This window comes from Pseudonocardia hispaniensis (genome assembly GCF_042658695.1).
Classification (GTDB): Bacteria; Actinomycetota; Actinomycetes; order Mycobacteriales; family Pseudonocardiaceae; genus Pseudonocardia; species Pseudonocardia hispaniensis.
The window spans coordinates 347275-361483 of sequence record NZ_JBHSQW010000025.1; the positions used below are offsets into that span (position 1 = coordinate 347275).

The window sequence follows — 14209 nt, forward strand, 5'->3', positions numbered from 1 at the left end:
CGGTTCGCTCGCACTCGATCTGGCGGGCCGGGCGACCTGCCCGGTGGTCGTCGTCCGCGGCGAACCGAGGCCCGCCGACGGCGCCGTCGTGGTCGGGGTCCTCGACCCGTCGACCGACGCCGCCGCGCTCACCGCCGCGTTCGCCGACGCACGCATCCACCGGACCCGGCTGAGCGTGGTGCACTCCGGGACACGGACCGCCGACCGGCTCGCCGACGAGCTCGCAGCGTGGCGGACCCGGTTCCCGAGCGTCGCGGTGGACCTGCGGGTGACCGACGAGCGCCCCGTCGAGGCGTTGCTCGAGCAGGCCAACCAGGCCCGGCTGGTCGTCGTGGGCGCCAACACCCGCAGCGCGCCGATGCGGATGCTGATCGGTTCCACCAGCCGTGCTCTGGTGCGCTGGAGTCCGTGCCCGGTGGCGGTGGTGTCGCCGCGGGTCATCTCCGTCGAGCCGCAGGTCGATCGGCCTGCGCCCGCCCGGGTGACCGAGCCGCGTGATGAGGGTGAGCTGTGGTGAGCGGGGCCGAGCTGCGGGAGACCCACGTCGGCATCGTCGTGTTGATCGGCGACCGCGCGTACAAGATGAAAAAGCCGGTGCGCACCGGGTTCCTGGACTTCAGCACCCTCGAGCTGCGCCGGGAGGCGTTGCGCCGCGAGCTCGAACTCAACCGCAGGCTCTCGCCGGATGTCTACCTCGGGATCAGCGACGTCTCCGCTGCGCGCCCCGACGGCGAGCCCGCCGAGGTCGCCGAGCATCTCCTGGTCATGCGGCGGATGCCCGCCGACCGCCGGCTCGCCACGCTGCTGGCCACCGGCGAGGACATCAGCGGGCCGCTGCGCGACCTGGCGCGGCTGGTGGCGCGGTTCCACGCCGGCGCCGAGCGCGGACCCGCGGTGAACGCCCAGGGCACCCGGGAGGCGCTGCGCAACCGCTGGCAGGACAACGTGGTGGAGACTCGCGCGATTCTCGGCGCTCCGCTCGACGACGCCGCGATCGAGCACATCGAGCGGCTCGCGATGCGGTTCGTCGACGGCCGCGGACCGCTGTTCGACCGCCGGATCGCCGACGATCGGATCGTCGACGGCCACGGCGATCTCATCGCCGACGACGTGTTCCTGCTCGACGACGGGCCGCGGGTACTCGACTGCCTGGAGTTCGACGATCGGTTGCGCTACCTCGACGCGCTCGATGACGTGGCCTTCCTCGCCATGGATCTGGAACGCCTCGGCGCGCCGCACCGCGCGGCCGAGTTCCTGGACGCCTATGTCGCGTTCTCCGGCGATCCGGCGCCCTCGGCGCTGCGCCACCACTACACGGCCTACCGTGCGTTCGTCCGGGCGAAGGTGGCGTGCCTGCGCCACGCCCAGGGGGACGCCGCGGCAGCCGCGGCGGCCGTCGAGTACGCCGAGGTGGCGCGCCGGCACCTGGAGCGGGGAGCGGTTCGGCTGGCCCTGGTCGGTGGGCTGCCCGGAACCGGCAAGACGACCGTGGCCGGTGGTCTCGCCGACCGCTTCGGCGCCGTGGTGCTCTCCAGCGACCGGATCCGCAAGGAGCTGGCCGGGATCGATCCGACCGCCCGCGCCGGCGCCGCCTACCGGGAGGGGCTCTACCGCGCCGAGCACACCGAGGCGCTGTATCGCGAGCTGCTGGACCGGGCGGGTGAGCTGCTGGCGCGCGGCGAGTCCGTGATCCTCGATGCGTCGTGGACCTCGGCGCTGCACCGGCAGGAGGCCGAGAAGCTCGCGAAGGACACGCACAGCGAGCTGATCCAGCTGGAGTGCCGCACCAGCACCGAGGTAGCGGCGCAGCGGCTGCGCAGCCGCCCGGTGGGCAGCTCGGATGCGACCGCTCAGATCGCGGCACAGATGGCCGTCGCGGCCGACGAATGGCCCGACGCGGTCATCCTGTCCACCTCCGGGACCGTCGAGGAATCGCTCCGGCACGCGACGTCGGTGTGGCAGGCCGCCACCCACGAGGGATTCGACAGGCAGGCAACCGGCGAACGTCGCGGCGGCGCGTCACTCCACTCGGGCAACGGCACGTGATCCGCGTCGGCATGCAGGTGACAGCGGTGAGTTCCGTGCTCGCAGCAGGCAGACTGGGTGTGTGGGGGGGCGGGAGGGGACCGCCGACCAGTCCATGTCCGACGGGTCCAGGAGGTGCCAGTCGCAGATGGCGGGGCGTCAGGGAGGCAGTAGCGCTGCCGAGAAGCGGGTCGACGACGCAGACGAGGACGCTGCGCACCATGAGCTGACCTTCCCGGATCGACCGCGGCTGGAGCTGGATCAGCTGCTGAGTCAGCTGGTCGAACGCGCCCAGGAGGTGATGGGCACCCAGAACCGGTTGCGTGGGCTGCTGCACGCCAATCAGATGATCATCGGCGACCTCGCTCTTCCCGCCGTGCTCATGAGCATCGTCGAGGCCGCGCGTGAGCTCGTCGGCGCCCGCTACGCGGCGCTGGGCGTCATCGCCACGCACGGGGGTCTGGCCGAGTTCGTCCACTCCGGTATGGAGCCCGAGGACGTCACCCGGATCGGGCATCTGCCCCAGGGCAAGGGATTGCTCGGCGCGCTCATCGACGACCCGCGGCCGATCCGGCTCCGCCGGATCAGCGACGACGTCCGCTCGTCCGGCTTCCCGCCGGGACACCCACCGATGAGCACCTTTCTCGGCGTCCCGATCCGGGTGCGGGAGGAGGTCTTCGGCAACCTCTACCTCGCCGAGAGCACCTGCGGTGAGTTCAGCGCGGAGGACGAGCAGCTGGCGCTGGCCCTTGCCGCCACCGCGGGGGTGGCGATCGAGAACGCCCGGCTCTATGAGGACGCCCGCACCCGCGGGGAGTGGCTCCGGGCCACCGCCGCGATCACGCGCCGCATGCTCTCCTCGGACACCACCGACATCGCTCAGGCGCTGCGGTTCATCGCCGAATGCTGCCGCGACATCGCCCATGCCGACCTGGTGGCCGTGGGGTTACCCACCGACGACGGGGAGCGGCTGCGGATGGAGGTGGTGGTCGGCGCGGGCAGCGAGCAGCTGCAGGACCGTGCGGTTCCGGTGAAGGACTCCCTGGTCGGCCGGGTGTTCGCCACCGGTGAGCCGCTGCGGGTGGACACCGGCGAGAACCGGCCCGGGCCGGAGTTCTTCGCCGCGAGCGTGCTGGACATCGGACCGGTGCTGATCGTGCCCCTTGCCGGCTCGACGCAGGTGAACGGCGTGATCAGTACCGCCAGGCTCAGCGGACGGCCCGGCTTCACCTCCGAGGATCTCGACATGGCCGCCGGGTTCGCCAGCCAGGCCTCGATCGCGATCGAGCTCGCCGAGGCGCGCGCCGAGCGCCAACGGGCCGCGATGCTCGACGAACGCGACCGCATCGCGGCCGACCTGCACGACCACGTGATCCAGCGGCTGTTCGCGGCCGGGCTCTCGTTGCAAAGCGTCGCGGCAGGCCTGGGCCCCGGCCGGGCCACGGATCGCATCGTGGGCGCCGTCCGCGACCTCGACGATACGATCAAGCAGATCCGAACGACGATCTTCCAGCTCCACCAGAGCGGCGGCATCGCGCCGCTGGGGCTGCGATCGCGGTTGTTGGACGTGGTCACGGATCTGACCGAGGTACTCGGGTTCGAACCGACGCTGAGGTTCTCCGGGCTTCTGGAGGACACCGTGGACGCCGACGTCGCCGAGGATCTCATCGCGGTCCTGCGCGAGGCCCTCAGCAACGTCGCGCGCCATGCCGGGGCGCGGTCCGCCGAGATCGACATCGCGGCGGGTGCCGATCGGCTGACCCTCGACGTGCGCGACGACGGCGTCGGCATCGGAGCGGAGACCCGGCGCAGCGGGTTGGCCAACCTGCGTCAGCGCGCCGAACGCCGCGGTGGCACCCTCAGCCTCGATCGGCGGGAGCCGTCCGGCACGCATCTGTGCTGGTCGATCCCCACGGCTGGGTAGGCCCGGGCCTGCGGCACCATCGCTGTTCCTCGTGGACTCCGGGGGGTCGAGGGCGCCGGTGGATCCATGCGCCTGAGCGGATCCGCCCGCCGTTGCCAGGACTTTCGCCCTCGGGTCTCCCGGCCACAGTCTCGTGGCCGGGAGGGGGCGGCCTCGGCATGCTGGCGTCGCGGGGGACCTCCCCGCAACGCGGACGTCGATATTCGCTCGTGATCCGCCCGTTCCTGGCCGAGGCTGTCCGGGCCCACGGCCGACGACGCGGCACGACAGTCTGGAGATCATCTATGGGGCTCGTCCCGAACGACCCGTTCCGCTGCCCCCTGCACGACGAGGCCGTGCAGGGGGCGATCGAGCGTCTCGCGTCGGAGTTCAGCCGCCGCGCCGGTCTGACGACGGTCAGCGACGTCGTGTGCGGCTGCCGTCGCGACCTCGACACGTCGCCGGTGCACGCCCTGCCGGAGCTGGTCGAACGCCTTGCCCGCCAACGCCTGTTGCAGCTCATCGACACGGTTGAGACCTGAGCCGGATCGTCACCCTGGAGATACCCGTCCGCCGCGGGGGCCCGCCGTGCGATACCCCGCCTTCCCAAGCAGCGCATCTCATCATATGAGAAGACTGTTGCAGAATATGGGAAATTGGCAGGTATTCTCCGCGCATGACGAGGGCAGAGCGGAGCTACGGGCAGGGCCACGCCGAGAGCGTGCTGCGGTCGCAGCACTGGCGGAACGTGGAGAACTCCGCGGCCTACCTGGCGCGCCATCTGCGGGCCGGGATGGACGTTCTGGACATCGGCTGTGGGCCGGGCACGATCACCGTCGATCTGGCACGGCGGGTGGCCCCGGGCACCGTCGCGGGGATCGACCCCTCCGCGTCCGTACTGGCGCAGGCGCGCACGACCGCCGAACGCGAGGGCGTGCCCAACGTCGAGTTCCGGCAGGGCGATGTGCTCGACCTGGGCGAGCAGACCGGCACGTTCGACGTCGTGCACGCCCACCAGGTGCTCCTGCACCTGAGCGACCCGGTGGCCGCGCTGCGCCGGATGCTGCGGCTGGCCCGGCCCGGCGGCCTGGTGGCCGCGCGCGACACCGACTACGCCGGCGCGATGTGGTGGCCCGCCGACCCGCGGCTGGATCGGTGGCTGCGGATCTACCGCGCGGTCGCGCACAGCAACGGCACCGAGCCCGACGCCGGGCGGCGCCTGCTCGCGTGGGCCCATGCGGCCGGCGCCACCGACGTCACACCGAGCGCGTCGATCTGGTGCCATTCCACACCCGCCGAGCGGGCCTGGTGGGGCGGGCTGTGGGCCGACCGGATTCTCGACTCGCGCATCGCCGAGCAGGCCATCGAGGGCGGACACGCCTCCCGGGCCGACCTGGCGGACGTCTCCGCGGCCTGGACGGCCTGGGCGGCGCACCCCGACGGCTGGTTCGCCATCCCGCACGGCGAGATCCTCTGCCACGTGTGACCCCGGGACGCGGCGCTCCCCCGTTGTCTCAGCCGACGACGCCCAGGCCCTGCGCAGTGCCGATCTGCGCCGCCGCACCGGCGGGGACGACCGCGACCCGTCACTGCCGCGGGGCGTGCGCGGTCAGCCCGCCGAGATCGGCTCCGCGCAGTCCGGACCGCTGTCCGGCGCGGCGGCACGGCGGGCCCTGGCGCTCCACCGCCCGGCGCGGTGCTCGACGTCGATCGGGTGCTCGAAAGCGGCCGTGACGTTGCGGCTGGTCACCACCTCACCGGCGGGGCCGGCGGCGACCACCCTGCCGTTCGCGATCAGCACGGCGTGGGTGGTGGTGGACGGCAGCTCCTCCAGATGGTGGGTGACCAGGATCGATGCGATCTCGGGATGCGTCGTGTCCAGGCCGTCGATGGTCTCCAGCAGCTGCTCGCGCGCGGCGACGTCCAGACCGGTCGAGGGCTCGTCCAGCAGCAGCAGCCGCGGTCGGGCGACGAGGGCGCGGGCGATCAGTGTGCGGCCCCGTTCCCCTTGCGACAGCGTCGGCCACCGCTGCTCGGCCTTTCCGGTCAGGCCCAGGGCGGCGAGCAGGTCGTCGACGTGGGCGAGCTGGGCCGGGGTGGGCTTCCACCGCAGCGGGAGCTCGATACTGCCGGTCACGCCGGTGAGCACCACCTCCCGGACCGTCAGGGGCGAGCGCAGCGGATGCCGCGGGTTCACGTGCCCGATCGAGCGGCGCAGCGCCGCCAGCTCCACCCTGCCCAACTGGGCGCCGAGCACCCGGACCACGCCCGAGGTCGGGTGGGTGAGCGCCCCGCAGAGTCCCAGGATGGTGCTCTTGCCCGCCCCGTTCGGCCCCAGCAACGCCCAGTGCTCGCCCGCGCCCACGGAGAACGAGACCCCGTGCAGGATCTGCTTGCCGTCCCGGCGGACTGTGACGTCGGCCAACTCCAGGGCGCGGTCACCGAGGACATCGTCGATCACGCAGGCGCATCCTTCAGCGTCATCCGGTGGGTTCGGCTCGCCGCCGCGGCAGGGGCCGGAACACCCGCCGAGCCATTCCCGAACCCCTCTACTTATCAGAGGAGTGCGAGCCTACCGCCTCGCCGCGGCGTCGATCGCACAGCCCGGACCGGGAACACCCGCGCCGGGTGGCCGCGGACCTCGACGCCTTCATCCGCGAGAGCTGAGGACACCGGTACCGCCGCTGCGTCCGATCGGCTGGGCCGTCGTCATCAAGGACGACCGCGTCACACCGACAGCGATCGGAGGCACCCTCATGTCCAGCACGCGAATCCAGCTCGCGCTCAACGTCGACGACCTCGCGGAGGCCATCACGTTCTACACCCGGTTGTTCGGGGTGGAGCCGCACAAGCAGCGCGAGGGCTACGCCAACTTCGCCGTGGCGGACCCGCCGCTGAAGCTGGTGCTGATCGAGAACCCGGGCGCGCCGCAGCCGCTCAACCATCTCGGGGTCGAGGCGCAGACCCCGGACGACGTGGCCGCGGCGCTGGCCCGGTTCCGGGCGGCCGGCCTGGCGACGACCGTCGCCGAGCAGGACCTGTGCTGCCACGCGGTGCAGGAGAAGGTGTTCGTGGCCGCCCCGGACGTGCCCCACGGATGGTGGGAGTACTACAGCGTCACCGACGACAACCCGGACAACCCGCAGGACCAATCGGTGTCGGTGTGCGCGGCGAGCTGCGCGGCCCGCAACACCGCCGAGGCCACCTGCTGCGGCTGATCACGCCGCTGCCGCGGTGACCGGTGAGCTGCCGGTCACCGCGGCTCGCCGGGGCAGTCGCAGCGCCCCGACGGCGTGTAGTCCATCGGCACGCCGCGGGCGTCGAGGGTGAGCGCGCAACACTGCCCGAGCAGGTCGGCCAGCCTGCGTCGTCCGCGCTGCACCCGCGATTTCATGCCCGACAGCGAGACACCCTCACTGCGCGCGGCGCGTGCCTGGGGCCAGCCGTCGAGGTCGATCAGCTCCACGGCCCGGCGCTGTGCGGGCGGCAGCCCGCCGAGTAACGGGCGCAGGCACCTCGCAAGTTCCGTGACGGCGCCGGACGCATCCCCGTCGCCGGGTGTCGGTTCCTCGGCGGGCGGGTCGACCGGCGCCGCCACCAGCCGCTCCCGGTCACGGCCTGCGCGCCGGTACTCGTCGATGACCGCGTTGCGGGCGACCCGGAAGACCCAGTTCGCCAGGCGTTCCCGGTCGTCGACCGAGCCGAGGCCCTGGTGGACGCGCAGCAGGATCTCCCCGACGAGGTCGTCCGCGCGGTCCGGGTCGGCGATGCGCCGGCGGACGAACGCGCGGAGCCGCGCGATCACCTCGCGCCACGTCTGCTCGGTGAGCCGGTCCGCCCCGGCCGTGCGCCCGATGGTCTTCGTGTCCATGTCGCCGCCGCTCCGACGCCCGCCGTGGGCGCCTCGCCCGTACTGACGACGGTAGTGCGTGGAGGATGCATCAGGCGGAGCCGACGACGGACGTGACCCTCGGCACCGATTAATCCGGCGCGCTCTGTCGGTCCCATTTCCTAGATTGGACCAGCCGATCACGGCCGCTCGGCCGGATCACGCTCTCCCGACCGTGAGGACAACCGTGACCAACCCCGACGTCGTCGCGCCCGAGGCAATCCCTCCGGGCGCGCCCGCTCAGCTGACCAGCCGCGATCGCACCGTGATCGCGGTGCTGCTCGTCTCCACGTTCGTCGTCATCCTGAACGAGACGATCATGAGCGTCGCCCTGCCGGTCCTGATGGCCGACCTGCAGGTCGAGGCGAGCGTGGGCCAGTGGCTCACCGCGGGTTTCCTGCTCACCATGTCCGTGATCATCCCCATCACCGGCTATCTCATCCGGCGGGTGGCCACTCGGTTGCTGTACGGCGTCGCGATGGCGCTGTTCAGTGTCGGCACGCTGGTCGCCGCGCTGGCACCGGGCTTCGCCGTGCTGCTGGCCGCCCGTGTGGTGCAGGCCAGCGGTACGGCGATCATGCTGCCGCTGCTGATGACCGCTGTGATGACGCTGGTGCCGCCGACCCGCCGCGGCGCGGTGATGGGCAACATCTCGATCGTCATCTCGGTGGCACCGGCCATCGGGCCCACCGTCTCCGGTCTGGTGCTCAGCGTGCTCGGGTGGCGGTTCCTGTTCTGGCTCGTGCTACCGATCGCGGTCGTCACCCTCGTGCTGGGCCTGCAACGGCTGACCGACCTCGGGGAACCCATCAGCACACCGATCGACCTCTGGTCGGTCCTGCTCTCGGTGTTCGGCTTCGGTGGCCTCGTGTACGGACTGAGCAGCATCGGGCAGCAGGCCGGAGAGCCGCTCACCCTCGCCACCTGGCTGGCGTTCGTGGTGGGAGTGATCGGGCTGGCGGCCTTCCTCGTCCGGCAGATCGTGCTCCAACGCACCGACCGGGCCCTGCTGGACCTGCGGACCTTCCGGTCGCGGACGTTCACCGTGGCCACAGTCATGATGATGCTGATGATGGGCACGCTGCTGGGCGTCATCGTCCTGCTGCCGATCTACATGCAGAACGTCCTGGGAATGGAGCCGCTGGCCATCGGCCTGCTGCTGCTTCCCGGTGGCCTGCTCATGGGGCTGCTCGGCCCGGTGGTGGGCAGGCTGTACGACCGCTTCGGCGCCCGGAAACTGCTGGTGCCCGGCACCCTGGTCACCAGCGTCGCGCTGTGGTCCACCACGCTGTTCGACGCGACCAGCCCGTTCCTGCTCGTCCTGGTGTTCCACCTGTTGCTCAGCGTCGGGCTGGCGTTCGTGTTCACGCCGCTGTTCACCGCGGGCCTCGGCGCCGTTCCGCCGCATCTGTACTCGTACGGCAGCGCGATCTTCGGCACCACCCAGCAACTCGCCGGCGCCGCCGGGGTCGCCCTGCTCGTCAGCGTGCTCAGCGTGCGCGCCGCGCAGGTCGCCGCGGCCGGTGTCGGCGTGATCGAGCAGACCGCGGCCGGGATCCACACCGCGTTCCTCGTGGCCGCCATCCTGTCGCCGATCGCCGTCGTCGGCGCGTTCCTGATCCGCGAACCGGCCGAGAACTCCGCCTCGCCGGCCCATTGATCCCGGTCGGCATCCGCGGGACAACGTCGGTATGGACCACGAACCCATCGAGGAATCCGCCGAGGACTACGGCTACGACCTGGCGCACGAGGCGGCGCCCGCCCCACCGGACGCGGCGGAGGAGCACCCCCCGAATCACCGGGCCGCGGCGGCGGAGCACGAGGTCGATCCGGGCAGCGACTACAGCTACGACGAGGCGCACGATTTCCGGGGCGGCGCCGCCCCCGCCGGGTAGGGCGAGGCGGCGCGCCTCGCCCTGCGCTGGTCACGGCGACTGCGACGTCGTGGCCTTACCGGCCATGTCCGATTCTGGGACACCTCGACCTCCTGAGACGCCGATCACGATGGCACACATCTATGAGGCGGAACACAGAGAGGTGGATCCCGATGACGTCCGCGACCGCTATCGCGCCCCACACTCGCGATACCCCCGCACAGCTCGAACTCGACGCGGTGGTCCTCGGTGCCGGGGTGGCCGGGCTGTACCAGCTGCACCAACTGCGCGAACAAGGCTTGCGGGTGCGGGCCTATGAGGCGGGCACCGACGTGGGCGGAACCTGGTACTGGAACCGCTACCCCGGTGCCCGGTTCGACAGCGAAGGCTACATCTACCAGTACCTGTTCTCCGAGGACCTCTACAAAGACTGGAGCTGGACCCAGAAGTTCCCGGACCAGCCCGAGATCGAGCAGTGGATGCACTATGTCGCCGACCGATACGACTTGCGCCGGGACATTCAGTTCTCCACCACCATCACCGGCGCTAACTTCGACGAGGACCGTGGCCGCTGGACAATCCACACCGATCGCGGTGACACGATCGACACGCAGTTCTTCATCACCTGCGGCGGCATGTTGTCCGCGCCGTTGGAGAACGTCTTCGAGGGCCAGGACACCTTCCGCGGGCGGATCTTCCACACCTCCCGGTGGCCGAAGGAGAAGGTCGAACTGGCCGGCAAGCGAGTCGGCGTGGTCGGCATTGGCGCAACCGGTATTCAGGTGATTCAGACGATCGCCGACGAAGTCGGACATCTGACTGTCTTCGCCCGGACCCCGCAGTACGTGCTGCCGATGAAGAACCCGAAGTACGGCGAGGCCGAGCAGACCTGGTACAAGAGCCGCTTCGCGGAACTGAAGGCCACGATTCCGCACACCTTCACGGGGTTCGAGTACGATTTCGAGCACGTCTGGGCCGACTGCAGTCCCGAGCAGCGGCAGGAGATCCTGGAGGAGATCTACCAGGACGGCTCGCTCAAACTGTGGCTGGCCAGCTTCGGCGAGATGTTCTTCGTCGAGGAGGTCAATGAGGCCGTCTCGGAATTCGTCCGGGAGAAGATGCGCGCTCGCCTCAAGGACCAGCGACTGATCGACATTCTCGTCCCCACCGACTATGGGTTCGGCACTCATCGCGTCCCGTTGGAGACCAACTACCTCGAGGTCTACCACCGCGACAACGTCGACCTGGTCGGCGTCCGGGATAATCCGATCGCCCGGATCGCCCCAGAAGGCATCCAGCTCAGCGACGGCACCGTCCACCAGCTTGACGTGATCATCCTGGCCACCGGCTTCGATGCCGGCACAGGCGCCCTGACCCGGATCGATATCCGCGGCCGCGACGGCCGTTCGCTGGCCGAGGACTGGAGCCGCGACATCCGCACCACGATGGGTCTGATGATCGAGGGATACCCGAACCTGCTCACCACCGCGGTACCGCTCGCCCCCTCGGCGGCTCTGTGCAATATGACCACCTGCCTGCAGCAGCAGACCGAGTGGATCACTGATGTCATCCGGCACGTACGCAAGCAGGGCAAGTCGGTGATCGAGCCGACCAGACAGGGCGAGGATGCCTGGATCGCCCACCACGAGGAGACCGCGAACGCAACCTTGGTGACGAAGACCCACTCCTGGTACATGGGCTCGAATGTGGACGGCAAACCGCGCCGCCTGCTTTCCTACATCGGCGGTGTCGGCACCTACCGCAAGAAGTGCGACGAGGAGGCCGCTGCGGGCTACCCGTCCTTCCAGACGAGCTGAGTCGCGGCCCCGGTAGCCGGCGCCCCACCCAAAGGGCGCCGGCTACCGGGCCAGGCCAAGGAGTCAGATCGTGATTCCGTACTGGCGGATCTTGCGGTACAGGGTGGAGCGGGCGATGCCGAGTGTGGCGGCCGCGGCCACCCGGTTGCCCTCGGCCTCGCGCAACGCGGTGACGATCGCGTCGCGTTCGATCTCATCGACCGGGCGCAGCGAGCAGCGGGGAGCGCTCTGACAGAACGCGGGCAAGTCATCTGCCTTGATGGCCCCCACCGGGCGTCGGGCCAGCGCCGCGGCCAGAGCCTGCTTGAGCTGCCGGACATTGCCTGGCCAGCGGTAGCTGCCGAGCAGGCGCAGGGCCTGCTGAGACAGGCGGACCTCCCGGTGCGGGGCGAGGTCCGCCAGCAGCGACCGCACCAAGGCGGGCAGGTCGGCCCCACGGTGGCGCAGCGGTGGCACCGTCGCCGACGCGCTGAAGGCTGCCAGCATCCGCTGCTGAACACGATGCTGGACGAGCGTCTCGGATGCCGTGGCGGCGAGTATCGGCGACCTGTCGCGACCACAGTCCAACGCATCGGTCAGTGTCTCCAAAGCCTGCGGGGACAACCGGTCGACGTCCCGTAGGACATACAGCGTCGGCTCCGAGGTCGTCTGCCGCAGCCGGGCTCCCACCTCCGCCGGCGCCGCTTCGACCTCCGCGACCGCCAGCGCGACAGCTCGGCTCCGATCATGGACGAGCCGGTGTGCAGCGGCGAGCAGGGTGAAGCGGCCGGATCCCGGTTCGCCGAGGACGAGCACCGGGTCTGCGGCACGCATGGCGGCTTCCACCGTGGCGACAGCAGCACGCCAGGCAGGGGAATGGCGTTCCTTCGCGCCCGGCTGCGCCATGCCGGCCGCTCGAAGCGGTGTGCGGCCACTCGGGATCACCGGCCCAGTGGCGGCGGGGGTCTCCTGGAGAACTGAGACGACCCCGACGATTCCAGCGACGTCAACGCCCATCCGAACCGTCGAGCCACGCAGCCGTACCCAGGTGCCGGAGGGTAGTTCGAGTTGTTCGTCCACGGTCTCGCGGCGCTGCATCACGAACCGCAGATGGTCCCGAAGCGCATCCTGGTCGCCCGGCCCGAGCAGCGCCTGCGCAGGCGCGTTTGCCATCACGACCCGATGTCCGACCGCCACCACGGCTTGCCGACTGCGCGCGTCCACCCGCGAGTACACGTCGAACAGCGCCTGCTGCGTCTGGTTCCGGTCGAGCAGCAGGTTGGTCTCGATCTGGCGCGAAGCCGTGCGGACCAAGGAGTGCATCATCGGCGTCGAATGATCACTGAGGCAGCTGACGTCCAGCACGCCCACGATCCGGCCGGTGAAGGGGTCGTGGACCGGTGCACCGGCACAAGCAAAGGTCTGCAGGGGGTCTGCGAAGTGTTCGGCGCCGACAATGTGGACGGACTCACCGAACTCCAGCACCGTCCCCACGCCGTTGGTGCCGACCTTGTCCTCGGCGTAGTCGAAACCCTGGGCGAAGTACACCCGGTCCAGCATCCGTCCGATCCAGGGATTGCTGTCTCGGCGACTGAGGATGCGCGCCCGCTCGTCTGTCAGCGCCACGCAGATGGGGATATCGGCGATCTGTTCGGCCAACTGCTCGATCACCGGTTGCGCGCAGCGGACGAGCCGCGAGCCGAGGTCGAGCTCGGTGCAGAAGGCGGGGGTCACCTCGTGCGGCTGGACGCCTTGGGAGGAGCTGCGCCGCCAGGAAGCGGCCACATGGTCAGGAACACCGTGCAGCTCGATGTTTCCGCTCTCCAGGAAGCCCGCACGGGCCGCCGCAAGTAGGAATCGCCGATTCCCGACATCCCCCATTGGATCGCACCTCCCGTGTCCTTGATCACATTCTGTCAGTCACATGATGTGCCAAATATCAAGGTCTCGGCATGTCTCATAATCGGACACCTCGCGGTGTGCGACAGCCCACACAGTGGGCCTCGTCCGATGGCTGACGTCGGCGCGATCGGCTCGTCCGCCGTCCGGCCGCCCGACCTCCAGGAGCGCGATGTCCGTGAATCGTCGGCGTCACCGGGAGCATCCGGGTCTCGGCGGCGCCACGATGGTGCGGGACGCCGACGTCCGCGTCGTCGACCACGGCATGCCGCTCCTGGGAGACCCCGCACCAGGAGGATCACCGATGATCGACAATCCGTACTACACCCCCGAGTTCCACGGCGACTACGAACTGATCAGCATCGGCCGGCTCGATCTGGAGGAGGGCGGCTCGATCCCGGACTGCCGGCTCGCGGTGGCGACCTTCGGCACCCTCAACGCGGCCCGCGACAACGCCATCCTGGTCCCCACCTGGTACTCGGGCACCCATCAGATCTGGCGTGACGTCTACATCGGACCGGACCACGCGCTCGACCCGACCCGGTACTTCATCGTGGTGATCGACCAGATCGGCAGCGGGCTGTCCACCAGCCCGCACAACGCCGAGGGCGCCAACGCCGAGATCGCGATGTCGCGGTTCCCGCGGGTGCGCATCGGCGACGACGTGGTGGCCCAGGAGCGGCTGCTGCGCGAGCATTTCGGGATCGAGACCCTGCAGCTGGTGGTCGGCGGCTCGATGGGCGCCCAGCAGACCTACGAGTGGGCGGTCCGGTTCCCGGAGAAGGTCAAGCGGGCGGCCCCGATCGCCGGCACCGCGCAGAAC

At 70.4% G+C, this 14209-nt stretch carries 13 protein-coding genes; 10 read left to right on the plus strand and 3 right to left on the minus strand.

Annotation, left to right across the window (positions count from 1 at the left end; all coding sequences use genetic code 11):
- The 5 genes from ACFQE5_RS12280 to ACFQE5_RS12300 all read left to right on the plus strand — a co-directional run.
- A partial coding sequence (locus ACFQE5_RS12280; protein WP_379584999.1) for a universal stress protein occupies positions 1-517 on the plus strand: 517 nt, incomplete at its 5' end.
- Positions 514-2046, plus strand: a complete 1533-nt coding sequence (locus tag ACFQE5_RS12285) for a bifunctional aminoglycoside phosphotransferase/ATP-binding protein (RefSeq protein ID WP_379585000.1) — start codon at positions 514-516, stop codon at positions 2044-2046. The genes ACFQE5_RS12280 and ACFQE5_RS12285, both read left to right, overlap by 4 nt.
- A gap of 127 nt (positions 2047-2173) precedes the next feature.
- Entirely contained in the window at positions 2174-3949 is a 1776-nt protein-coding gene (locus ACFQE5_RS12290) for a sensor histidine kinase (RefSeq protein ID WP_379585001.1), read from the plus strand.
- Positions 3950-4233: 284 nt separating this feature from the next.
- The gene (locus tag ACFQE5_RS12295; RefSeq protein ID WP_379585002.1) at positions 4234-4470 is read left to right on the plus strand and encodes a three-helix bundle dimerization domain-containing protein; all 237 of its coding nucleotides are present in this window, start codon (positions 4234-4236) and stop codon (positions 4468-4470) included.
- A gap of 134 nt (positions 4471-4604) precedes the next feature.
- Positions 4605-5414 carry a methyltransferase domain-containing protein gene (locus tag ACFQE5_RS12300; RefSeq protein WP_379585003.1) on the plus strand — a complete coding sequence of 270 codons (810 nt, stop codon included), beginning with the start codon at positions 4605-4607 and terminating at the stop codon, positions 5412-5414.
- 123 nt (positions 5415-5537) lie between these two features.
- Here the strand turns inward: ACFQE5_RS12300 and ACFQE5_RS12305 are convergent, their stop codons facing one another.
- The gene (locus ACFQE5_RS12305) at positions 5538-6389 is read right to left on the minus strand and encodes an ABC transporter ATP-binding protein (RefSeq protein WP_379585004.1); all 852 of its coding nucleotides are present in this window, start codon (positions 6387-6389) and stop codon (positions 5538-5540) included.
- A 295-nt stretch (positions 6390-6684) separates the two neighbouring features.
- Here ACFQE5_RS12305 and ACFQE5_RS12310 point away from each other — a divergent pair, with 295 nt between their 5' ends.
- On the plus strand, positions 6685-7146 hold the full coding sequence (locus ACFQE5_RS12310) for an ArsI/CadI family heavy metal resistance metalloenzyme (protein WP_379585005.1): 462 nt from the start codon (positions 6685-6687) through the stop codon (positions 7144-7146).
- 35 nt (positions 7147-7181) lie between these two features.
- On the opposite strand, the gene ACFQE5_RS12315 is transcribed toward ACFQE5_RS12310, so the two are convergent.
- Complete coding sequence (locus tag ACFQE5_RS12315) at positions 7182-7799, minus strand: sigma-70 family RNA polymerase sigma factor (protein ID WP_379585006.1); 618 nt, start codon at positions 7797-7799, stop codon at positions 7182-7184.
- 193 nt (positions 7800-7992) lie between these two features.
- Here ACFQE5_RS12315 and ACFQE5_RS12320 point away from each other — a divergent pair, with 193 nt between their 5' ends.
- From ACFQE5_RS12320 to ACFQE5_RS12330, 3 genes are all read left to right on the plus strand, one after another.
- Complete coding sequence (locus ACFQE5_RS12320) at positions 7993-9477, plus strand: DHA2 family efflux MFS transporter permease subunit (RefSeq protein WP_379585007.1); 1485 nt, start codon at positions 7993-7995, stop codon at positions 9475-9477.
- A 31-nt stretch (positions 9478-9508) separates the two neighbouring features.
- A complete protein-coding gene (locus tag ACFQE5_RS12325; protein WP_379585008.1) occupies positions 9509-9712 on the plus strand; it encodes a hypothetical protein in 204 nt (67 codons plus the stop codon).
- 152 nt (positions 9713-9864) lie between these two features.
- The gene (locus ACFQE5_RS12330) at positions 9865-11508 is read left to right on the plus strand and encodes a flavin-containing monooxygenase (RefSeq protein WP_379585009.1); all 1644 of its coding nucleotides are present in this window, start codon (positions 9865-9867) and stop codon (positions 11506-11508) included.
- A 63-nt stretch (positions 11509-11571) separates the two neighbouring features.
- Here ACFQE5_RS12330 and ACFQE5_RS12335 read toward each other — a convergent pair whose 3' ends face one another.
- Positions 11572-13368 (minus strand): sigma-54-dependent Fis family transcriptional regulator, encoded by a 1797-nt coding sequence (locus ACFQE5_RS12335; protein ID WP_379585010.1) that lies wholly within the window; start codon positions 13366-13368, stop codon positions 11572-11574.
- A gap of 322 nt (positions 13369-13690) precedes the next feature.
- On the opposite strand from ACFQE5_RS12335, the gene ACFQE5_RS12340 reads away from it, so the two are divergent.
- The coding region (locus ACFQE5_RS12340; protein WP_379585011.1) for an alpha/beta fold hydrolase at positions 13691-14209 on the plus strand (519 nt) is incomplete at its 3' end.